This window comes from Nonomuraea marmarensis, from assembly GCF_043197025.1.
GTDB classification, from domain to species: Bacteria; Actinomycetota; Actinomycetes; order Streptosporangiales; family Streptosporangiaceae; genus Nonomuraea; species Nonomuraea marmarensis.
Map to the genome: position 1 here is coordinate 51,674 of NZ_JBICRM010000023.1, position 20,689 is coordinate 72,362.

Annotated in this window: 18 protein-coding genes; 16 read left to right on the forward strand and 2 right to left on the reverse strand. The window is 71.4% G+C overall.

The window, feature by feature from the left end:
• Window positions 1-38 precede the first annotated feature (38 nt).
• The 5 genes from ACFLIM_RS31705 to ACFLIM_RS31725 all read left to right on the forward strand — a co-directional run bounded on the left by ACFLIM_RS31705 (window position 39) and on the right by ACFLIM_RS31725 (window position 6,774).
• Window positions 39-1,442: an arabinose isomerase gene (locus ACFLIM_RS31705; protein WP_393171730.1), complete on the forward strand. Its 1,404-nt coding sequence runs from the start codon at window positions 39-41 to the stop codon at window positions 1,440-1,442.
• A gap of 84 nt (window positions 1,443-1,526) precedes the next feature.
• On the forward strand, window positions 1,527-3,080 hold the full coding sequence (locus ACFLIM_RS31710; protein ID WP_393171732.1) for a sensor histidine kinase: 1,554 nt from the start codon (window positions 1,527-1,529) through the stop codon (window positions 3,078-3,080).
• Entirely contained in the window at window positions 3,071-3,718 is a 648-nt protein-coding gene (locus tag ACFLIM_RS31715) for a response regulator transcription factor (RefSeq protein ID WP_393171734.1), read from the forward strand. Before ACFLIM_RS31710 ends, ACFLIM_RS31715 begins: the two co-directional genes overlap by 10 nt.
• 103 nt (window positions 3,719-3,821) lie before the next feature.
• Window positions 3,822-4,451, forward strand: a complete 630-nt coding sequence (locus ACFLIM_RS31720) for a TetR/AcrR family transcriptional regulator (protein ID WP_393171736.1) — start codon at window positions 3,822-3,824, stop codon at window positions 4,449-4,451.
• 205 nt (window positions 4,452-4,656) lie between these two features.
• Window positions 4,657-6,774, forward strand: coding sequence for a SpoIIE family protein phosphatase (locus tag ACFLIM_RS31725; RefSeq protein ID WP_393171738.1), 2,118 nt, complete (start codon window positions 4,657-4,659; stop codon window positions 6,772-6,774).
• Here ACFLIM_RS31725 and ACFLIM_RS31730 read toward each other — a convergent pair.
• Window positions 6,771-7,142 carry a hypothetical protein gene (locus ACFLIM_RS31730; protein ID WP_393171740.1) on the reverse strand — a complete coding sequence of 124 codons (372 nt, stop codon included), beginning with the start codon at window positions 7,140-7,142 and terminating at the stop codon, window positions 6,771-6,773. The genes ACFLIM_RS31725 and ACFLIM_RS31730 overlap by 4 nt on opposite strands.
• 472 nt (window positions 7,143-7,614) lie before the next feature.
• Here ACFLIM_RS31730 and ACFLIM_RS31735 point away from each other — a divergent pair, with 472 nt between their 5' ends.
• From ACFLIM_RS31735 to ACFLIM_RS31780, 10 genes are all read left to right on the forward strand, one after another.
• A complete protein-coding gene (locus ACFLIM_RS31735) occupies window positions 7,615-9,018 on the forward strand; it encodes an MFS transporter (protein ID WP_393171742.1) in 1,404 nt (467 codons plus the stop codon).
• A 34-nt stretch (window positions 9,019-9,052) separates the two neighbouring features.
• Window positions 9,053-10,561 (forward strand): ABC transporter substrate-binding protein, encoded by a 1,509-nt coding sequence (locus ACFLIM_RS31740; RefSeq protein WP_393171744.1) that lies wholly within the window; start codon window positions 9,053-9,055, stop codon window positions 10,559-10,561.
• Window positions 10,561-11,526 carry an ABC transporter permease gene (locus ACFLIM_RS31745; protein ID WP_393171746.1) on the forward strand — a complete coding sequence of 322 codons (966 nt, stop codon included), beginning with the start codon at window positions 10,561-10,563 and terminating at the stop codon, window positions 11,524-11,526. Before ACFLIM_RS31740 ends, ACFLIM_RS31745 begins: the two co-directional genes overlap by 1 nt.
• Window positions 11,523-12,335: an ABC transporter permease gene (locus ACFLIM_RS31750; RefSeq protein ID WP_393171748.1), complete on the forward strand. Its 813-nt coding sequence runs from the start codon at window positions 11,523-11,525 to the stop codon at window positions 12,333-12,335. The genes ACFLIM_RS31745 and ACFLIM_RS31750 overlap by 4 nt, the downstream gene beginning before the upstream one ends.
• Window positions 12,332-13,123 carry an ATP-binding cassette domain-containing protein gene (locus ACFLIM_RS31755; protein WP_393171750.1) on the forward strand — a complete coding sequence of 264 codons (792 nt, stop codon included), beginning with the start codon at window positions 12,332-12,334 and terminating at the stop codon, window positions 13,121-13,123. Before ACFLIM_RS31750 ends, ACFLIM_RS31755 begins: the two co-directional genes overlap by 4 nt.
• A complete protein-coding gene (locus tag ACFLIM_RS31760; RefSeq protein WP_393171752.1) occupies window positions 13,120-13,902 on the forward strand; it encodes an ABC transporter ATP-binding protein in 783 nt (260 codons plus the stop codon). Before ACFLIM_RS31755 ends, ACFLIM_RS31760 begins: the two co-directional genes overlap by 4 nt.
• Before the next feature lie 66 nt (window positions 13,903-13,968).
• The gene (locus ACFLIM_RS31765; protein ID WP_393171754.1) at window positions 13,969-14,403 is read left to right on the forward strand and encodes a hypothetical protein; all 435 of its coding nucleotides are present in this window, start codon (window positions 13,969-13,971) and stop codon (window positions 14,401-14,403) included.
• Between the two features lie 92 nt (window positions 14,404-14,495).
• Window positions 14,496-16,304: a peroxidase family protein gene (locus ACFLIM_RS31770; protein WP_393171756.1), complete on the forward strand. Its 1,809-nt coding sequence runs from the start codon at window positions 14,496-14,498 to the stop codon at window positions 16,302-16,304.
• Entirely contained in the window at window positions 16,301-16,693 is a 393-nt protein-coding gene (locus ACFLIM_RS31775; protein WP_393171758.1) for a hypothetical protein, read from the forward strand. The genes ACFLIM_RS31770 and ACFLIM_RS31775 overlap by 4 nt, the downstream gene beginning before the upstream one ends.
• Window positions 16,694-16,723: 30 nt before the next feature.
• Window positions 16,724-17,713, forward strand: coding sequence for a class I mannose-6-phosphate isomerase (locus ACFLIM_RS31780; RefSeq protein ID WP_393171760.1), 990 nt, complete (start codon window positions 16,724-16,726; stop codon window positions 17,711-17,713).
• A gap of 129 nt (window positions 17,714-17,842) precedes the next feature.
• On the opposite strand, the gene ACFLIM_RS31785 is transcribed toward ACFLIM_RS31780, so the two are convergent.
• On the reverse strand, window positions 17,843-18,901 hold the full coding sequence (locus ACFLIM_RS31785) for a LacI family DNA-binding transcriptional regulator (protein ID WP_393171762.1): 1,059 nt from the start codon (window positions 18,899-18,901) through the stop codon (window positions 17,843-17,845).
• Between the two features lie 139 nt (window positions 18,902-19,040).
• On the opposite strand from ACFLIM_RS31785, the gene ACFLIM_RS31790 reads away from it, so the two are divergent.
• Window positions 19,041-20,687, forward strand: coding sequence for an FAD-dependent oxidoreductase (locus tag ACFLIM_RS31790; RefSeq protein ID WP_393171764.1), 1,647 nt, complete (start codon window positions 19,041-19,043; stop codon window positions 20,685-20,687).
• Window positions 20,688-20,689 lie beyond the last annotated feature (2 nt).

A 20,689-nucleotide genomic window follows, 5' to 3' on the forward strand; every position in this document is an offset into this window, starting at 1 on the left:
CGCGTCAACCTCCCATAACCCCTCAGGAGGGCACCACCGTGGCTAACAAGACGAAGACCCGGGTCGGACTGGTCGCGGGCGGGCTGGGCGCCTACTGGCCCCAGTTCCCCGACCTCCTCCCCCAGCTCCAGCGCTCGTCCGCACGGGTCTCCGAGCGGATGCGGGAGCTGGACGCGGAGATCGTGGACGTCGGGTTCATCTCCGACGCGCAGGAGGGGGCGGTGGCGGCCGAGAAGTTGCGGGCCGCGGACTGCGACCTCATCGTCGGCTTCCTGACCACGTACATGACGGCCACCATGCTGGTGCCGATCGCGCAGCGCAGCGGCGCGCCGGTGCTGCTGATCAACCTGCAGCCGACCGAGTCGATGGACCACGCCACGTTCGACACCGGCCAGTGGCTGGCCTACTGCGGCGCCTGCCCACTGCCGGAGATGGCCAACACGTTCCTGCGCGTCGGCATCCCGTTCCGGTCGGTGTCGGGCTACCTGGAGGACGAGCGCGCCTGGACGAAGATCACGAGCTGGGTGCGGGCGGCCGGCGCCCGCGCCGCGCTGCGGCACGGGCGCCACGGCCTGATGGGCCACCTCTACCCCGGCATGCTCGACGTCTCCACCGACCTCACCCTGGTGCCGGCGAACCTCGGCGGGCACGTCGAGGTGCTGGAGTTCGACGACCTGCGGGTACGCGTGGAGAAGGTCACCGACGCGGACGCCGCCGCCAAACGCGCCGAGACCGAGAAGATCTTCGAACTGGCCGACACCGTCAACGAGGTCGATCTCGACTGGGCCTGCCGCGTCTCGGTCGGCCTGGACCGGCTGGCCGAGGACTTCGCGCTGGACAGCCTGGCCTACTACCACCGGGGCCTGGACGGCGAGCAGCACGAACGCCTGGGCGCCGGCATGATCCTCGGCGCCTCCCTGCTCACCGCCCGCGGCATCCCGGCCGCCGGCGAGTACGAACTGCGAACCAGCCTGGCCATGCTCGTCATGGACCGCCTGGGCGCGGGCGGGTCGTTCACCGAGCTGCAGGCGCTCGACTTCCGCCGCGGCCACGTCGAGATGGGCCACGACGGCCCGGCCCACCTGGCCATCAGCGCCCGCCGGCCGCTGCTGCGCGGCCTGGGCGTCTACCACGGCAAACGCGGCTGGGGCGTCTCGGTCGAGTTCGACGTCAAGCACGGCCCGGTCACCGCGTTCGGCCTCATCCAGCGCCGCGACGGCCGCTTCGCCTTCGTGGCCTCCGAGGGCGAGACCGTGGACGGGCCGCACCTGCAGATCGGCAACACCACCTCCCGCGTCGACTTCGGCCGCGACCCCGGCGAGTGGACCGACGAGTGGAGCGCCACCGGCATCTCCCACCACTGGGCCCTGGGCGTCGGCCACCGCGCCGCCGAGCTCAAGGCCCTGGCTCACCTCATGGAGCTGGAGTTCGTCCAGATCTGATCGCCGAAGCCGCGGGCGGCGGCGGGCTCATATCCTTGAGTCAGCCGGACCAGAGAGAAAGGCCCTCCGCTGAGCCCACTCGCCGTGCTGGTGACGATCACGGCCGGAGCCGCCTTCCTCGGGGCGGGCCTGGTGGCGTGGCGGTTACGGCCGCGCAACCCGCTCGGCCCGCTGCTCATGGCGGAGGGCGTGTTGTGGACGCTGCACCAGTTCCCGCTGCCGCTGCCGCGCGAGGTGGTCGCGCTGACGGTCGGCGCGTGGCCCGCGCTGCTCGCGCACCTCATCATGGCCTTCCCGACCGGCAGGCTCGGGAGCCGCGCGTCCCGGCTGGTGGTGGGCCTGGCCTACCTGTGCGTCGCCGTGCTGGGCCTGCGGCAGCTCGCCGGGCCGGCGGGCGAGACGATCGGCCTGGCGGGCTCGTTCGCGCTGGTGCTCATCGGCCTGGCCGTGATCGCGCTGCAGGTGGTGCGCCTGCGCACGAGCAGCGTGACGCGGCGGCGCCAGCTCATGCCGGTGCTCGCCGCGGCCGTCGTGGCGACGGCGTTGTTCGTGGTCTACAAGCCCGTCATGATCGCCGGTGGGTCCGCTCCGGCGCTGGCGCTGTCGGTCCAGCTCGCGTTCGGCGCGATCCCGCTGGCGTTCCTGGGCGGCCTGCTGCGGCGCCGGATCGACCGGGGCGGGGTCGCCGGGCTGGTGGTGCGGTTGATCAGGGAGCCGCACCCGGCCACGCTCCAGACGGCCCTGGCCGAGACGCTGCACGACCCGGCGCTGCGGGTGGGGTACTGGGTGTCGGAGTCGGGGGCGTACCTCGATGTGGAGGGCAGGCCCGTGCAGGCCGGGCCGCGGCAGGTGGTCACCGAGGTCGACAGGGACGGCCCGCTCGCCGTACTGACCCATGACCCGGCCCTGCTGGAGGAGCCGGAGCTGATCGAGGCGGCGTGCGCCGCCGCCTCGCTCGCGCTGGAGAACGAGCGCCTGACCGCCGAGCTGCGGGCGCGGCTGCGCCAGCTCGCCGAGTCGCGCACGGAGATCGTGCGCGCTGCCGAGGCCGAGCGCCGCCGCCTGGAGCGCGATCTGCACGACGGCGTGCAGCAGCGGCTGTTGTCGATCCCGCTGACGCTCAGCCTGGCCGAGGCGGCGCTGGACTCGGGCCCAGAAGAGTCGGGCGCCGAACGGGTGCGCCCGCTGATCGCCGAGGCCAGGGACACGGCTCTGACGACGCTCGGCGAGGTACGCGCGCTCGCCCAGGGCATCCACCCGCCGATCCTGACCGAGCGCGGGCTGGTGGGCGCCGTCTGCGAGCTGGCCGCAGTGGCTCCCGTCCCGGTGACGGTCTCCTCCGACGGGGCGGGCGACCTGCCCGCCGAAGTCGAGACCACCGCCTACTACGTGGTCGCCGAAGCCCTGTCCAACCTCGCCAAGCACTCCGCCGCCGACCGGGCGGCGGTCCGGATCGGCAGGACGCTGGGCCGGCTGTCGGTGGAGATCCAGGACAACGGCCGCGGCGGCGCGGACCCCGAGCACGGCTCGGGCCTGCGCGGGCTGGCCGGCCGGGTCGAGACGAACGGCGGCAGCCTGCGCGTGCACAGCCCGCCGGGTCAGGGCACCAGGATCGAGGCGACGCTGCCGTGCGGGTAGTCATCGCCGAGGACAACACGTTGCTGCGCGAGGGCGTGGCGCGGCTGCTCACCGAGGCCGGGTTCGAGGTCGTGGCGAAGGTGGAGGACGCGCGGGGGCTGCTCGCCGAGGTGGCGCGGCACCGGCCCGACGTGGCCGTCGTGGACATCCGGCTGCCGCCGACCCGTACGGACGAGGGCCTGCGGGCGGCCAGGGAGATCCGCCGCGCGCATCCGGGGACGGGGGTGCTGGTGCTGTCGCAGTACGTACGGGTCAGCTACACCGTGGAGTTGCTCGACGGCGGCGCCCAGGGGGTCGGATACCTGCTCAAGGACCGGGTGTCGGATCTGGCCGAGTTCGCGGCGGCGGTGCGGCAGGTGGGGCGCGGCGGGTCGGCGTTCGACCCGATCGTGGTGGACCAGCTCGTGGAGCGGCGCGCGAGCGCGGACGACCCGCTGCACGCGTTGACGGAGCGGGAGCGGGCCGTGCTCGCCCTGATGGCGGAGGGCCGTACCAACCAGGCCATCGCCGAGCGGCTGGTCATCGCCGAACGGACCGTGGAGAAGCACTGCACCAGCATCTTCGCCAAGCTCGCGCTGCCCGCGCGCCCGGACGACCACCGGCGCGTCCTGGCCGTGCTGCGCTACCTGAACGCCTGACCGCGGTGCGGGTGGCCCGGTGGTCGTGGTCAGGGCTTACTTTTACCCGTACTTGTCGATCAAGTAATTGGTCGGCCAACACGCCCGATCTATGGTCGCGAGCATGGACTCTCCAGAAGACGACGAGCGGGAGCCGATCCTGCGGGCGGCGACCAGGCTGTTCGCCGCGCTCGGCTACGACAGCACCTCCTGCGTGCAGGTCGGAGAGGCCGCAGGGGTGGACATGGCGACCGTCAGCACGTACTTCCCTACCAAACGCGAGCTCTACCTGGCGGTCATGGAGGAGGCCCACCGGATCCGGACCGACGTCCTCCTGCCGCGAGCCGGCGAGCTGCGGGCCGCCCCGCCTGAGGGGAAGGCGGCCGCACTGAACCGGTTCATCGACGGGTACCTCGACCTGTGCCTGGAATATCCAGAGATCCCGTCCTTGTGGATGCACCGATGGTTGTCCGACGCCCGCGACATCGGGTTGGACGCGATCGAGAGCCAGCGGCTGATCTACAAGGCCATCGACAGCGTCGCCACCGTGGCGGAGCCGGCGGGCGCCGATGCGAAGTTCACCACGTACACGATGATCTGGTGCATCCACGGGTTCGCGCTGAGCGGGGGCATGGACACGACGGGACAGCACCTCGGCACCGGCGATCCGGAGGCGCTGCAGCGCTTCCGGGATCACATGCACCAGATGCTCGGCCGCGCCACCGGCCTCTCCGAGGTGGCAGGAGGCCGGTAGTCCCCGGCAGGGCCCTCAGTCGATCACGGGTCACGGCCGCTTCAAGAAACCGCGAAGCGAGCCTCTAACCGGCTGTGCGCTGACGCAATCATCAACGATCCGTTACGATCACGCGTGTATTGTTCGTATATATGGGGATTTAAGCGGCTATCGTGTACACGATTCGTGAGCGAGGCGTGTTGAGGCAGTGCGAGAGGACTTCACCTTGGCACCAAGCGAGGCGAATGGTTCGCCTCGCCTGGACACGCTGCTGATCGAAGTCGTCAGCAGCACGGGAGCGCACATCGGCGCCGCCTACCTGCTGTCCGACGACAGGCAGGTCCTGCTGATGGACACGGAGCTGGGACTCCCGGCCCCGATCGCCAGGGCATGGGCCCGGATCAGGACGAACGACCCCATGCCGATCGCCGTGGCGGTGCGCGAGCGGCGGCTGATCTGGCTCACCGGCCGGGAACACCTGGCCCGCGCGTTCCCCGCGGTGGCACTGACCCTGCCGTACCACTTCGCGGCGGCGATCGCGCCGATCCGCACCGGTGACACCGTCTGGGGCGCGTTCCTGCTGCTGTGGCCCGCCGGACGCGTGTCCGGTCTCAGCCCGCGCCAGCTCGACGTCATCGAGGACGTCTGCGCCCGGGTGGGCAAGACGCTCCAGCAGGCGGCCGAGGTGGGCCGGCCGATCTCCCCGGCTCCGCTGCCCCGCGTCCTGGACCTGCGTCCGGTACGCAGGCAGGACCCGCACGCGGACCTGGTCGCGCTGGACTGCCTCAACCGCCTGCCGGAGGGATTCTGCGTCCTCGACGTGGAAGGATGCGTGAGCCTGCTCACCGCACCGGCCGCCGACCTGCTCCTCAGCGGCCCGGCCGAACTGGTGGGCGAGCGCCTGTGGGACGCGCTGCCGTGGCTGGGCGACCCGGCGTACGAGGACCGCTACCGGGCGGCGGTCGTCGGCCGCCAGGTCACCGGCTTCTCCGCGCGCAACCCCGAGGGACAGCCGTTGTCCTTCCTGCTCTACCCCGGCCTGTCGGGCGTCACCGTGCGCATCAGCCCGCAGGCGGCGGCCCGCGGCCCCGGCCATCTCGCGCCGGACGCCGTCGCCGGCGGCGAGCGGCCACCACGGGTGATCGCGCTGCACGAGATGCTGCACCTGGCGACCAACCTCGCACGGGCTGTGACCGCGCAGGAGGTGGCCGACCTCGTCGCCGACCACGTCATGCCCGTCTACGACGTCCAGGCGCTGGCCATCCTCACCACGACGGGCGGCCGGATGCGCGTGCACGCCTCGCGCGGCTACAGCCGGCAGGCCATCGACGAGTTCGACGACCGCCCGATGATCCCGGTGGCCCCCGCGCGGCAGCTCTTCGATTCCCGCGAACCGGAGTTCTTCTCCACCTGGGACGAGCTGCGGCAGGCCTACCCGGAGGCGATCCGCTCCGACTGCCTGTCCGCGTGGGCGTTCCTGCCGCTGGTCACCTCGGGTCACCCCATCGGCACGTGCATCCTCGCCTACGACCGTCCGCATCGTTTCGGCACCGACGAGCGCGCCACGCTGACCGCCCTGGCCGGGCTGATCGGCCAGGCGTTCGACCGTGCCCGGCTGTACGACGCCCAGCATCAGCTCGCCCAGTGCCTGCAGTCGAGCCTGCTGCCGCGTACGCTGCCCCGGATCCCCGGCCTGGACCTGGCCGCCCGCTACGTGCCCGCCACGCCCGGGATGGACATCGGCGGCGACTTCTACGACCTCATCCGCCTGGACGACACCATGGCCGCGGCGGTCATCGGCGACGTGCAGGGCCACGACATGACCGCGGCGGCCCTCATGGGGCAGGTGCGCACCGCCATCCGCTCCCACGCCACCGCGGGGGCCAGCCCGGGCGAGGTGCTCGCGCACACCAACCGGCTGCTCGTCGAGCTGGCACCGGACCGGTTCACCAGTTGCCTGTATCTCAGCATCGACCTGCGCACGCACACCGCGTGCCTGGCCAGCGCGGGCCACCCGCCGCCGCTGCTCAGCCACCCCGGCTCGCCGACCCAGGTGGTCGACACGTCCCCCGGCCTGCTGCTCGGCATCGACCCCGACGCCGAGTACGCCACCACGGACCTGTCCCTGCCGCCCGGCTGCGTCCTGACCCTCTACACCGACGGCCTGATCGAGAAACCCGGCCTCGACCTGGGCGAGGCCATCGCGAACCTGGCGGGACGCTTCACCCCGTCCCGCGGCCAGTCCCTGCGCGAGCTCGCCGACTCGCTCATCGAGCCAGCCGCGGTCGAGCAGCGTACGGACGACATCGCGGTGCTGCTCCTGCGCGACGCGAACAACAACTAGCGACGTACGGGGGAAAGCCGCAACACCGCCTTGCTCGACGACACCGAGACCACGCGGATGCCGATGTTGTTGACCGATCCCGACGTGCCCTCGCCGAGCAACGCCTCCGACATCACGCCCGGCCCCGTGCCCCGCACCCGCACGCTCTGGCTGTTGAACGTGATGGTCAGCCGGGTGAGGCCGAACCGGGAGCTGACCCGGAACGTCGCCCGCTTGGTCAAGGTGAGCTTGCACTTGCCGTCGTAGCAGGCGCGCAGGTTGGGACCGGCGACGGCGGCCGTCATGGTCGTGGGCGCCTGGCTCGCCGGTGCCAGGCCGCCGGCGACGGACGCGGCGATCATCAGCGCGGTGGTGATCGTGGGGGGCATGATCCTCCTTATCGGACGCTGGGGTGCCCGGTCAGTGTGCACCGGCCTGTCCGGGACCGGTCCCGGGTCACCCGTTTCGGCGATCATGCCACGGAAACGCTGGGTGTTCGAGATCTCACTCGATAGGTTCGTTTTGTGCGCCACGCCGTGCGCGTGGGCAGGCGTCGCCGGGCCACGTCGTGGCTGGAGGACGACTGACCCGCGGGGTGGCCTCGGCTCAGGCCCGGAAATCCTGCGTGCGGTCCGGGCTCGCCGCGTCGAGTGCGGCACGTACCCTGCGGCGTCGCTCGCCTCGGAGTGGTTGCGCCGGTTCCAGCGCGGGCCGCTCGAACTGGCCTGGCAGTGGGCCTACCAGGCGCCTTGGAAGACGCGCACGTCAATCCCCGCACGTTGACGATGGTTCGTACCACCAACTAGTTTGGTTCGTGTCGCGAACAGTCCGTGGCACCAACCAATCTGGAAGGGTGGCTTCATGACCGTGTCCTCGCGCGATTCCGGGATCCTGGCGGCCCTCGTCACCGCCGTCTTGGGCTATTCACTGATGCAGACGGTGGTGGTGCCCGCCCTCGGGCTGCTGACCCGGGAGCTGGGCACGACGCCCACGTGGTCGGCCTGGATTCTCAGCGCGTTCCTGCTCTCCAGCGCCGTGCTGACCCCGCTCCTGGGACGCATGGGCGACCTGTACGGCAGGCGCAAGGTGATGATCGGCGTCCTGGCGACCAACGCCGTCGGCATGGCGGGGGCGGCGCTGGCCCAGAACGTCGGCCAGCTCATCACCGCCCGCGTCGTCCAGGGCGCGGCACTGGCGGTGGTGCCGCTGTCGATGGCGATCCTGCGCGAGTCGTTGCCCCGCGAGCGGCTGCCGTTCGCGATGGGCCTGGTCTCCGGCATCGTCGGCGCGGGCGCCGGAGCCGGTCTGGTGGTCGGCGGGTTGCTGGCCGACCACCTGTCCTGGCGTTACCTGTTCGTGCTCGGCGCGGTCCTCGCACTGATCAGCCTGCTGATGGTGGCGCGCTGGGTGCCCGCGAGCCCGCGCACCACCTCGGGACGGCTGGACCTGCCCGGCGCGGCGCTGCTCGGCCTGAGCCTGGTCGCGGTGTTGCTGGCTCTCACGCAGGGTCCCTCGTGGGGGTGGACGTCGGCGGGGGTGCTCGGCCTGTTCGCGCTGGGCGTGCTGCTGGCGGTGGTGCTCATCGCGGTGGAACGGGTCAGGCGCGACCCGCTCATCGACGTCGCCGAGCTGGCCGACCGGCCGATGCTGGCCACGCACGCGGCCGCCCTGCTGTTCGGGGCGGGGTCGTACTTCTTCTACCTGGCGCTGCCGCTGTTCGCCCAGCAGGAGCCGGGCACGGACGGCGCCGGCTTCGGCGCCACCATCACCGTGGCCGGGCTGCTGATGTTGCCCGGCATGCTGGCCATCATCCCAGCCGGTATGTCCGTCGGGCGGATCTCGGCGCTCAGCTCGCGCTGGCCGCTGGCGGGCGGGTTCCTGCTGTTCGTCGCGGGCTCGGCGCTGCTCGCCCTCGCCCATGGCGCCTTTTGGCAGCACGCGGTGTTCTACGCGGTCGTCGGGGCGGGGTCCGGGCTGGTCATGGGGGCGCTGCCCAAACTGATCGCCGACATCGTGCCGCTGGAGCGAACCGGCACCGCCAACGGGCTCAACAACATCTTCCGCACGGTCGGCAGCGTCGTCGGCAGTCAGCTCGCCGCCGCGGTGATCGCCTCCAGCAGCCGGGGCGCGTCGGTGCCGGACTCCGCCTTCACCGCCCTGTTCTGGCTCGCCGCGGTCGTGGCGGTGGTGGGTGTGGCGATCTCGCCGCTGGCCGTACGGCGGCCGGCACCCCTCTCCCAGGAACCGGCAAAGACGGGGGTATAGTCCACTAAACCTACTCATTGCCCCTGGAGTTACGTTGACCAGCAAGTTCGCCGGCGTCGTGGCCGCGCTCGCCCTCGCCCTCGCCGCGTGCGGCTCCGGTCCGGGGGACGCCCCCGCCGGCGGCTCGTCCGCGACACCGGACGCCGGGGCCACGATCGAGATCGGCTCCCTGTACGAGCCGCAGAACCTCGACAACACCGCCGGCGGCGGCCAGGGCATCACCGAGGCGTTCAACGGCAACGTGTACGAGGGCCTGTTCAAGCTGACCGACGACGGCAAGGTGGAGCCCCTGCTGGCCGAGAGCCAGGAGGTCTCCGGCGACGGCCTCACCTACACTTTCAGGCTGCGCAAGGGCGTGAAGTTCCACTCGGGCAAGGCGCTGACCTCCGCCGACGTGAAGAACAGCATCGCGAAGGTCACCGCGGACGACTCCCAGTCGGCGCGCAAGAGCAGCCTCGAGGTGATCAAGTCGGTCGAGACCCCCGACGACGCCACGGTCGTGGTGAAGTTGTCGGGCCGGTCGATCTCGCTGGTGTACAACCTGAGCTACGTGTGGATCGTCAACACCGCCGCGAAGGACCCGGCCACCAGCGAGGACGGCACAGGGCCGTACAAGCTGGGGACCTGGAAGCGTGGCTCCACGCTCAGCCTGGAGCGCTTCCCCGGCTACTGGGGCACGCCGCCCGCGAACAACGGCGTCGTCTACCACTACTTCACCGACGCCACCGCGCTCAACAACGCGCTGCTGACCGGCGCGGTGGACATCGTCACCAGCCAGCAGAGCCCCGACGCGCTGACCCAGTTCACCGGCAACCCGGACTACAAGATCAGCGACGGCCATTCCACGACCAAGCTGCTGCTCGCCTTCAACGACAGGAAGGCGCCGTTCGACAAGCCGCTGGTGCGCAAGGCCGTCTCGTCGGCCATCGACGACGCCAAGCTGCTGGAGTCGGTCTGGGCCGGTCACGGCAGCCTGATCGGCTCGATGGTGCCGCCCACCGACCCCTGGTACGAGGACCTGACCAAGGTCAACCCCTATGATGTCGAGCTGGCCAAGAAGCAGCTCGCCGAGGCCGGGTACGCCAAGGGCTTCCGTTTCACCCTCGACACGCCCAACTACGACCCGCATCCGACGGCCGCCACGTTCATCAAGAGCGAGCTGGCCAAGGTCGGCATCACGGTCGACGTGAACGTCATCACCGCCGACGAGTGGTACACGAAGGTGTACAAGAACCGCGACTTCGCCGCGACGCTGCAGGAGCACGTCAACGATCGCGACGTGGTCTGGTACGGCGACCCGGACTTCTACTGGGGCTACGACAACAAGCAGGTCACCGGCTGGGTCAAGCAGGCCGAGCAGGCCAAGACCGCCGAGGAGCAGACCGAGCTGCTGAAGCAGGTCAACCGCCAGATCGCCGAGGACGCGGCCAGCGACTGGCTCTACCTCTACCCGCAGATCGTCGTGGCCTCCTCGAAGCTCTCCGGCTACCCGATCAACGGCCTGAACTCGCAGTTCTACGCATACGGGATCAAGAAGGGCTGATGGCGCGCTACCTGCTGCGCCGTACCGCGTTCCTGCTCGGTTCGCTGCTGCTGGCGGCGGCGCTGCTGTTCGTGTTGTTGCGGCTGCTGCCCGGCGACCCGGCGAACGCGCTGCTGTCGGTCGGCGCCACGCCCGAGCAGTTCGCGGCGGCGCGCCGCCAGATCGGCTCGGACCTGCCGCTGCCGGAGCAGTTCGGCTCCTGGCTGGCCGGGCTGGCCAGTCTGGATCTCGGCACGTCATTCGTCAGCAGGTTGCCCGTCGGTCCGGAGATCGCCGAGCGGCTGGCCGTGACCGTGCCGCTGACGCTTTTGTCGTTCGCGCTCGCGGTGGTGGTCGCGCTGCCGGTCGGGTTCCTGGCCGCCTGGCGGTCGGACCGCTGGTACGGGCCGCTGCTGAACGGGGTCTCGCAGCTGGGCATCGCGGTGCCGGTGTTCTGGATCGGGATGTTGCTGGTGACCGTGTTCGCGCTGCGGTTGCGGGTGTTGCCCGCGGGCGGGTTCCCTCGTGAGGACTGGGCGGAGCCCCTCAGGGCGCTGACGTCGCTGGTGTTGCCGGTCGTCACGATCGCGCTGGTCATGTCGGCCTCCCTCATCCGGTACGTGCGCTCGGCCACGCTGGACGTGCTGGGCAGCGACTACCTCCGTACGGCGCGGGCGCTCGGCTCGTCGTTCGGCGGCGCGATGTGGCGGCACGGGCTGCGCAACGCGGCGGTGCCGGTGATCTCGATCCTCGGCATCGAGCTGGCCACGACGTTCCTCGGCGCGGTGGTCGTGGAGAGTGTGTTCACGTTGCCGGGGCTCGGGACGATGCTGGTCGAGGGCATCGCCGAGCACGACTATCCGGTCATTCAAGGGGTGCTGGTGGTCAGCACGTTCGCGGTGCTGGTGATCGGCTTCGCGGCCGACCTCGTGCAGCGGCTGGTCGATCCGCGGTTGCGGGCGCACGTCGGTGGAGGGCGTCCGTGAGAGGGCGGCCGACGTTCGTGATCGGGTGTGTGCTGGTGGCGGTGGTCTTCGTGGTGGCCGCCGGGTCGCTGGTCTGGTTGCCGTACGATCCGGCGGACACCTCCGGCGGGCGGCTCGTGCCGCCGGGCGGCGCGCACCTGCTGGGCACCGACAAGCTGGGCCAGGACCTGCTCACGCAGCTGATGGTGGGCGCCCGCATCGCGCTGACGGTCGGGATCGGCTCCGTGCTGCTCGGCGGCGTGCTCGGGGTGGCGGGCGGGCTGGTCGCCGGGTTCGCGACCCGCTGGCTGGACGACGCGCTGTCGGCCGCGCTCGACATCCTCATCGCGTTCCCGACGCTGCTGCTGGCCATGCTGGTGGTGGCGGCCCGCGAGGCGTCGCTCGGGTCCGCGATCCTGGCGATCGGGCTGGCCATGTCCGGCGTCGTGGCGCGGCTGACCCGGGTGCTGGTCAAACGGGTGCTCGCGCAGGACTACATCACGGCCTCGCGGACCTCGGGCGCCTCGTGGCCGCGCGTGGTGACCGAGCACGTGTTGCCGAACATCTGGCCGACGCTCCTGGTCAACCTGGCCCTCCAGCTCGGGCTGGCCGTGCTGGCGGAGGCGGCGCTGTCGTACCTCGGGCTCGGCCCGCCGCCGCCGAACGCCTCGTGGGGACGGCTGCTGCAGGAGGCGCAGGCCACCGTGCTGACGGCGCCGACCGGCGCCATCGCGCCGGGCGTGCTGCTCGTCGTCCTCGTGGTGGGCGTGAACCTGGTGGCCGACGGCTTCCGCGACCTGGCCGACCCGACACGCAGGAGGAGCCGATGACGCCCCTGGACGTCGCCGACCTGTCGGTACGCCGTTCGGACGGCCACGACCTGGTCCGCGGCCTGTCCTTCACGCTCGGCCCCGGCGAGCGGCTCGGCCTCATCGGCGAGTCGGGCTCCGGCAAGTCGCTGACCGCGCTGGCCGTCATGGGCCTGCTGCCCGCGGGCATGACCGCGCACGGCAGCGTGACGCTGGGCGGGACGCAGGTGGTCGGCGCCCCGGACCGGAAGCTGGACCGAGTACGCGGCCGGGCCGCCAGCGTGGTCTTCCAGGAGCCCCTGACGGCGCTGGATCCGCTGATGCGCGTCGGCAAGCAGATCGCCGCGCCGATCCGCCGCCGTCGCGGGCTGCGCGGCGCCCCGCTGCGGGCCGCCGTCCTGGCCGCACTGTCGGAGGTACGCCTGCCGGAACGTCTCGCCCGGGCGTACCCGCACGAGATCTCCGGCGGGCAGCGGCAGCGGGTGGCCGTCGCCATGGCGCTGGCCTGCGAGCCCGCGCTGCTGATCGCCGACGAGCCGACCACGGCGCTGGACGTGACGGTGCAGGCCGAGGTGCTGGCGCTGCTGGACGGGCTGGTGGCGGGGCGGGGGATGGCGCTGTTGTTCATCAGCCACGACCTGGCCGTCGTCGCGGAGGTGGCCGATCGGGTCGTGGTGCTCAAGGACGGCTCGATGGTGGAGTCGGGAAGGACGCGTGACATCGTGCGCGAGCCGCGCCACGCCTACACGCGCTCGCTCGTGGACAGCGCATGGGCGCTGGAGGGCGAGCTGGATCGGCTGGCCCCATGACCATCCTGGAATCTCGGGAGGTGGGCTTCGCGTACCGGGGCGGGGATCCGGTGCTGGAGGGCGTCTCGGTGTCCGTGACGGCCGGGCGCAGCCTGGCGCTGGTCGGCGAGTCGGGCGCGGGCAAGACCACGCTGTTGCGGCTGCTGCTCGGCCTGGCCAGGCCGGCGACGGGGCAGGTGCTCTTCGACGGCGCCGAGTTGTCGCCGCGCGATCCGGCGTTCAGGCGGGCGGTCCAGCCGGTGTTCCAGGACCCGTACTCCTCGCTCGATCCGCGCCAGCGGGTCGGCAGGATCGTCTCCGAGCCGCTGCGCGCGCAGGGCCTGCTCGCCCCCGGATCCCGCGCGGCCAGGCGCAACGAGGCCGCCGAGCGGGTGGCCGAGGCGCTGAGCTCGGTTGGGCTGCCCGCCGACGCGGCTCGCCGCTACCCGCACGAGTTCTCGGGCGGGCAGCGGCAGCGCATCGCGATCGCCAGGGCCATCGTGTGCCGGCCGCGCGTGCTGCTCGCCGACGAGCCCGTCAGCGCGCTCGACGTGTCGACCAGGGTACGCGTGGTGGACCTGCTGGCCGAGCTCGGCGAGAGCCACGGGCTGACGGTCGTGGTGGTCTCGCACGACCTGAGCGTGGTGGCCGCCCTGTGCGCGGAGACGGCGGTCATCGAACGCGGGCGCGTGGTGGAGCAGGGTCCCACCGCGGACGTGCTCGGCTCGCCCGTGCACCCGTACACCCGTCGGCTCATCGAGAGCATCCCGCGGCTCAGCCGCGCCGCCCGCCTCCAGTAGGCCTAGGGAACTCCCTGAGTCGTTCCCTGGGGCCGAAGGCGGGCGCGGCTGCCTAACGTACCCGTCATGAAGAGCAGCGTGCTGGTCGCGTCGAGGAGTGAGCTCGACCGGCTGTTCAGGGCCGCCTCCGCGGGCCCGATCCCGGTCGGCGACGCCGACGGCAGGGTGCTCATCGCCCCCGGGACTCCGCTGGGGCGTGCCGTCATGGTGCTGGTCAAGGCGTTGGTCTGGGACGGGAAGGTGTTCGACCGGAGCCGTGACGAGCTGGTCAACAAGCTGACCCCGGTGGGCGTTCGTGCGATCCGGGCCTGCGTCTACCGCGGTCCGAGCCTCGTGGACGGGGGCGAGTGCCTGGTTCTGGACTACTCGCGTACCTCGCTGGTGGCGCGCTGGATCCGGGACGAGATCAGGCTCGTCGCGCCCGGCGTCTACCTCGGCGTGGTGTTCGTCCGCGGCAGGCGGGTGTTCGAGTTCGCACTGCGGTTCGCCGGCCCGGCCTAGGGACATCCCTGGGGGTGCCCCTGAGGCGCCCGGCGGCGGGGCCGACCTAGCGTGGACGTTCTCCGTGCCTGCTCCGACTCGGGAGGTTTCCTATGTCCGCACCACGCCGGCCCGGCTCGTCCCTCCGGCTGCTGTTCGACCGGGTCGCCGAGCGGATCGACCGGGCGGTCGGCTGGCATCGCCTGCCCCTGCCGCTCGGGCTGGCCGTGCTGATCGGGCTGCGCGACCGGTTGCGCGACCGCAACCTCCACGACACCAGCGGCCGGCCTGCCATCGATCCGCCCCCGGTCGGCCCGCCGCAGGCCTGGCACGCCACGGCCCGTACGCCGGACGGCACGTACAACGACCTCGCGCGTCCGGCCATGGGCATGGCGGGCGCCCGGTTCGGCAGGAACGTGCCCCTCGATCACACCCACCCGGAGACCCTGCCCGAACTGCTCGAACCCAGCCCGAGGGAGATCAGCCGTGCGGTGCTGACCCGGCGCGAGTTCCAGCCGGCCACGTCGGTGAACGCGCTGGTCGCGGCCTGGCTGCAGTTCATGATCCGGGACTGGTTCAGCCACGGCGAGGGCCCGCGGGACGGGGCGTGGACGATCCCGCTGGCCGACGACGACCCCTGGCCGGAGCCGCCCATGACGGTCCTGCGCACCCGGCCGGACCCGACCCGCCCGCCCGGCGCCCTGGGACGTCCCGCGACCTGGGCCAACACGCAGTCCCACTGGTGGGACGCCTCACAGGTGTACGGCACGAACGCGGAGGAGCAGCGGCTCGCCCGCTCCGGGCACGACGGCAAGCTGCGGCTCACGCCGGACGGGCTCATCCCGTACCCGACCGGCGAGGGCAGCCCGGCCCGGATGCCCGGCTTCTGGCTCGGGCTGGCCATGATGCAGACGTTGTTCGCCCGCGAGCACAACGCCATCTGCGACCGGCTGCGCGCCGAGTACCCGTCCTGGGACGACGACGACCTGTTCGGCCGGGCCCGCCTGATCAACGCCGCGCTCATCGCCAAGATCCACACGGTCGAGTGGACGCCCGCCGTCATCAGCCATCCCACCACCCGGTACGCCATGCGAGCCAACTGGTGGGGGCTCACCGGCGAGCGCCTGTACCGGTTGTTCGGCCGGATCAGCGACAGCGAGATCATCAGTGGCATCCCCGGCTCGCCGACCCGGCACCACGGCGTGCCGTTCGCCATCACCGAGGAGTTCGTCGCGGTCTACCGCATGCACCCGCTGGTGCCCGACCACTACGCCGTCCGCGCGGCGGCCGACGACCGGCTGATCGAGGAGCTCACGTTCCGCGACATCGCCGGGCCGGCCGCGATCCAGATCACCGAGAAGCTGGCCATGACCGACCTGCTGTACTCGTTCGGCACCGCCCATCCCGGGCTGGTCACGTTGCGTAACTTCCCGCGTTTCCTGCAGGAGTTCGAGCGCCCGGACGGCCGCAGGATGGACCTGGCGGCGGTCGACATCCTGCGTACCCGCGAGCTCGGCGTGCCCCGCTACAACGAGTTCCGGCGGCTGCTCGGGTTGCGGCCGGCCGGCGACTTCGACGACCTCACCGAGGACCGGGCGGACGCCGCGGAGTTGCGGCGCCTGTACCGCGGCGACATCGAGAGCGTGGACCTCATGGTCGGCATGTACGCCGAGCCGCGGCCCGCGGGCTTCGCCTTCAGCGACACCGCGTTCCGGATCTTCATCCTGATGGCCTCGCGGCGGCTCAACAGCGACCGGTTCTTCACCACCGCGTACACGCCGCAGGTCTACACCCGGGCCGGGCTCGACTGGATCAACGACAACACGATGGCCACGGTCCTGTTGCGGCACCACCCGCACCTGCGCTCGTCGATGCACGCCGTCACCAACGCCTTCGAACCGTGGCGCCGGAGTACCTCATGACCAAGAATCGCCGTGATTACGCGCGTTACACCCTGGCCGCCATCCGCCTGTTCAACGGCGCCGCCGCACTGCTGGCACCGCGGGTCATGCTGCGCAGGCTGGGCACGGATCCCGATCTGAACCCGGCGGCGATCTACGCGTTGCGGCTGTTCGGGATCCGTACCGTGCTCATCGGCCTCGACCTGCTGCGCCTGGAGGGCGACGACCTCGAACAGGCGCTGCGCACGGGGGTGCTGATCCACACCAGCGACGCGCTGACGGCGGCGTCGGCGGGCGTGCACCGCCGGCTACCGGCCCAGGCGGCCGCCATGGCGACGGCGATCTCCAGCCTGAACATCCTGCTCGCCCTCGCGGCCCTGCCCGGCAAACCGCCGGACAAGCCCGCTTGACCAGCCCGAATCTGCGGTTGGATGGAGGGCATGCACCCTTTGGTCCTCGGTCCCAACCAGCCACCCGAGCGCTTCTACCTGGGAGGTGAGAAGATCGCCCGGTTTCGCGGCCGGGAGGCCGCCGACCCGCGTACCCCGGAGGATTGGATCGGCTCGGTGACGACCGTCTTCGGCGCGGAAACCCTCGGCCTGACCAGGCTGCCCGGCCGGGAATGGCTCCGGGACGCCGTCGCCCGCGATCCCGTCGCCTGGCTCGGCCCGGAGCACGTCGGTCGCTTCGGTGACGATCCGCTGCTGCTGGTGAAGCTGCTCGACGCCGGGCAGCGCCTGCCCGTGCACAGCCATCCCGGCACCGCCTTCGCCCGGCGCCACCTGGGTCGGGCGCACGGCAAGGCAGAGGCGTGGCTGATCCTGGAGGGCGGCACGATCCACCTGGGCTTCGAGAGCGACCTCGACCGTACGACTCTGGACCAGTGGGTACGGGACCAGGACGTCGACTCCATGCTGGCCGCCATGAACGAGGTCGAGGTGGGCCCCGGCGACACGATCTTCGTACCGGCCGGGGTGCCGCACGCGATCGGGGCCGGCGTCTTCCTCATCGAACTGCAGGAGCCGGAGGACCTCTCCGTGCTCATGGAGTGGACCGGCTTCGCCGTGGACGGACCGGCCGAGGGCCACCTCGGCCTCGGCTTCGACCTCGCGCTGAGCTGCGTCGACCGCACAGCCACCGGGGCGGACGGGCTGGTCAGGCGGCGGGCGATGGCCGCGCCCGGCAGCGTGCTCGTGCACGAGGCGGACCCGTTCTTCCGTGCCGAGCTGGTCCGGGTGGACGGGCACGAGGTCGTCGAACCGGGATACGGCGTGCTGGTCGTGACCGGCGGCGAGGGCTCCCTAGCCGGCTCCGGCCAGGCCCCGATCCCGATGCACCGCGGCACGACCGTGCTGGTGCCCCATGCCGCGGGTGCCCTCTCCTTGACCGGCCGGCTGGACCTGGTGAGGTGCCTGCCCCCATCGGCTTAGGACGCGCTCGGCCGGTCGGACTGTTCATCGTGGCTCGTCGCCGGTCGTGTCGCCGCACCCCGCTCCTGGACGGTGAACATCGGCGAGTACGAGGTCCACGGGCCGTCAATCGGGATATTCGTCGGAGGTCTAAAGCGTTTGCGAGGGCGGTGCCACCGTCCCGTCCAGGGTGTGGGTGCAGGGCAGCAGGATCTGGCGTTCGTAGTCGCCGGCCGGGTCGGTGATGAGGGAGGTCAGCAGGCGCACCGCGCGCCGCCCCATCGTGTTGCGCGGGATCCGCAGGGTCGCCACCGGCCCCGGGCCCGCCTCGCCTCCGGGGTCGTCGACCAGGAGCACCACGGACAGGTCGGCGGGGATGGCCAGGCCGCGCAGCTTGACCATGGCGTTGAGCACGCGCAGCAGGCTGACCGCCTCGACGAGGACGGCCGTGGTGCCCTGGCGTACGGTCTCGTCCAGCCATTGGGCGGTCAGGTCCTCCGGCCGGGCGAAGACCGGTTCCGGCACCGGCAGCCCGAATCTGGCCAGGGCCGCGCTGAAGCCCTCCCACCTATCGGTCTGCGGCTCGTCGCGCTTGACCTCGCCCAGGTAGGCGAAGGTCCGATGACCCAGCTCGACCAGGTCGTCCACGATGCGCCCGGTGGCCGCGCGGTAGTCGCCGCCGACGTAGCTGATCTCGGCGCCGGGGACCTCGCGGTGGCCGATGTACACGAACGGGTGCCCGTCCCTGGCCAGCCTGCCCAGGTCCTCGCGGTGGGCGTGGTGGCCGAGCAGCAGGCTGCCGTTGGCCTGGCGCAACCCGTTGGCCGAGCCGCGGTAGATGCGGCGTACCCCGTCTTCGCTGGGCGCCGCGGTGAACAGCACGAGGTTGCAGCCCTCGATCCCGGCCTCCTCCTCGATGCCCTGCAGGAACTCGAAGTAGTAGTCGCCCGCGCTGGTCGGGAAGATCGGCTCGAAGGTGTACACGCCGAGCAGCAGCGGCGCCTCGCGCGTGCCCGAGGCCGTGCGGAGCTGGCCGGCCGGGACGTATTTGAGCTGTCTGGCCGCTCTGAGCACCTTGCGCTGCGTCTCGGCCGAGATCCGGCCGAGGTCCCCCGCGCCGGTGAGCACCATGGACACCGTCGACTGCGACACTCCCGCCTCGCGTGCGATGTCCGCCTGGCTCGGCCCTCTCCCCCTTGATCGCGACATGCCCCGATTGTGCATTAGCAAATGCTGGTTGTCCAGCGCTGATATTTGCATGTCTATCAGCTATTGACATCGGTATTTAGCCCAGGTTTAACATGAGCGAAATCCAGCGACCGGGACACAGAAAGCTAATAAATTAGCAATGACTGAACTCAAGGTTGACTTGCTTGTCGTGGGTGGCGGCGTGGGTGGAGTGGCGGCGGCGCTGACGGCGGCGCGCCTGGGCCACCGGGTGGTGCTGACCGAGGAGACCGACTGGCTCGGCGGGCAGCTGACCGCGCAGGCGGTGCCGTCGGACGAGCATCCGTGGATCGAGACCGGGCACGTCTCCTCCGGCTACCGCGAGCTGCGCAACCGCATCCGCGACTACTACCGCCGGAACTACCCGTTGCTTCCCGAGGTGGCGGCGCAGGAGGTGCTCAACCCGGGTCTGGGCAACGTGAGCAAGCTGTGTGTCGAGCCCCGGGTGGCGCTCGCGGCCATTGACGAGATGCTCATGCCGCACATCTCGGCCGGGCGGATCATCGTGTTGCTGGAGCACGTACCGGTGGAGGCGCGGACGAAGGGCGACCGGGTCACCTCCGTGACGTTGCGGCACACGGGCACGGGTGAGCGCACCACCGTCGAGGCGCCGCTGGTGGCCGACGCCACCGAGCTGGGCGATCTGCTGGAGCTGACGGGCACCGAGCACGTGATCGGGGCCGAGTCCCAGGACGAGACCGGCGAGCCGTACGCGGCCCCGGTGGCCGACCCGTTCGACCAGCAGGCGATCGCCTGGTGTTTCCCGCTGGAGTACCGGCCGGGAGAAGAGCACGTGATCGACAAGCCCGCCTCGTACGACCACTGGAAGACCCACGTCGACCCCTTCTGGCCGGGACCACAGCTGTCGTGGGAGAAGATCGACATTCACACCATGAAGGGCCGGGTCAACCGGATCTTCGAGGGCGACCTGGACACGCCGCACCTGGCCGACCTGTGGCACTTCCGGCGGATCAGGGCCCGCAGCCAGTTCGACCGCGACGTCATCGACACCGACATCACGCTGGTCAACTGGCCGAACATCGACTACTGGGAGGCGCCGCTGCTCGGCCCGGGCGCCGACCGCGACAAGGCGCTGCAGCGGTGCAAGGAGCTGTCGCTGTCGTACCTGCACTGGATGCAGACCGAGGCGCCGCGGCATGACGGCGGGCACGGCTATCCCGGCCTGCGGCTGCGCCCCGACCTCACCGGGACGGCGGACGGCCTGGCCAAGACGGCCTACATCCGGGAGTCGCGCCGCATCAGGGCCCGCTTCACGGTCGTCGAGCAGCACGTCGCCGTCGTGGACCGGCCCGAGGGCGCCGGGGCGGAGCGGTTCGCCGACTCGGTGGGCGTCGGGCACTACAACATCGACCTGCACCCCAGCACGGCCGGGATCAACTACGTCAACCTCGAGGTCTACCCGTTCCAGCTCCCGCTGGGCGCGCTCGTCCCGATCCGGATGCGCAACCTGCTGCCGGCGGGCAAGAACATCGGCACCACCCACATCACCAACGGCAGCTACCGCCTCCATCCGGTCGAGTGGAGCATCGGCGAGGCCGTCGGCGCGCTGTCCGCGCTCTGCCTGGCGAAGGGCACCGAACCGCACGCCGTGGCCGACTCCCCCGACCTGACCGAGGACCTGCAGCGGCTGCTCACGGGCACCCTCGGCGTGCCGGTGGCCTGGCCGGAGGACGTCGCGCGCATGCGGCCCTCGCAGGCCCGCAAGAACGCCACCCCCACCTACGTCCTTCCGCCGCTGCGCGGGTGAGG

Excerpts from the sequence above, each read along its gene's own strand:
- ACFLIM_RS31720 (WP_393171736.1), top strand. The coding sequence starts at position 3,822 with ATGGACTCTCCAGAAGACGACGAGCGGGAGCCGATCCTGCGGGCGGCG.
- ACFLIM_RS31730 (WP_393171740.1), bottom strand. The coding sequence starts at position 7,142 with ATGCCCCCCACGATCACCACCGCGCTGATGATCGCCGCGTCCGTCGCC.
- ACFLIM_RS31735 (WP_393171742.1), top strand. The coding sequence starts at position 7,615 with ATGACCGTGTCCTCGCGCGATTCCGGGATCCTGGCGGCCCTCGTCACC.
- ACFLIM_RS31745 (WP_393171746.1), top strand. The coding sequence starts at position 10,561 with ATGGCGCGCTACCTGCTGCGCCGTACCGCGTTCCTGCTCGGTTCGCTG.
- ACFLIM_RS31755 (WP_393171750.1), top strand. The coding sequence starts at position 12,332 with ATGACGCCCCTGGACGTCGCCGACCTGTCGGTACGCCGTTCGGACGGC.
- ACFLIM_RS31760 (WP_393171752.1), top strand. The coding sequence starts at position 13,120 with ATGACCATCCTGGAATCTCGGGAGGTGGGCTTCGCGTACCGGGGCGGG.
- ACFLIM_RS31765 (WP_393171754.1), top strand. The coding sequence starts at position 13,969 with ATGAAGAGCAGCGTGCTGGTCGCGTCGAGGAGTGAGCTCGACCGGCTG.
- ACFLIM_RS31770 (WP_393171756.1), top strand. The coding sequence starts at position 14,496 with ATGTCCGCACCACGCCGGCCCGGCTCGTCCCTCCGGCTGCTGTTCGAC.
- ACFLIM_RS31775 (WP_393171758.1), top strand. The coding sequence starts at position 16,301 with ATGACCAAGAATCGCCGTGATTACGCGCGTTACACCCTGGCCGCCATC.
- ACFLIM_RS31780 (WP_393171760.1), top strand. The coding sequence starts at position 16,724 with ATGCACCCTTTGGTCCTCGGTCCCAACCAGCCACCCGAGCGCTTCTAC.
- ACFLIM_RS31785 (WP_393171762.1), bottom strand. The coding sequence starts at position 18,901 with ATGTCGCGATCAAGGGGGAGAGGGCCGAGCCAGGCGGACATCGCACGC.
- ACFLIM_RS31790 (WP_393171764.1), top strand. The coding sequence starts at position 19,041 with ATGACTGAACTCAAGGTTGACTTGCTTGTCGTGGGTGGCGGCGTGGGT.